Genomic DNA, 244 nt, shown 5'->3' with positions numbered 1-244 from the left:
CCTCGGCCCCCAAGGCCAGCGCCGCCACCAGGGAGCGGCCGTCCGCCATACCCCCCGAGGCCAGGAACGGGATTTTGAGCTGTTCCGCCGCCCGGGGCAGGAGGATGAAGTTCGGCACATCGTCCTCGCCGGGATGACCGGCGCATTCGAAGCCGTCGATGGAAATGCCGTCGACACCCATGCGCTCGGCGGAAAGCGCGTGGCGCACGCTGGTGCACTTGTGCAGCACCTTGACGCCGTGCTT

The 244-nt window shown here is 68.4% G+C and carries 1 protein-coding gene; it reads right to left on the bottom strand.

Annotated elements, in window-relative coordinates:
- A partial coding sequence (locus tag RMT89_RS44960) for a nitronate monooxygenase (RefSeq protein ID WP_315889521.1) occupies positions 1-244 on the bottom strand: 244 nt, incomplete at both ends.

Source organism: Streptomyces sp. P17, assembly GCF_032436805.1.
Lineage (GTDB): Bacteria > Actinomycetota > Actinomycetes > Streptomycetales > Streptomycetaceae > Streptomyces.
Note: the sequence above shows the minus strand (reverse complement) of the source record. Positions and strands in the feature narration are given on the sequence as shown.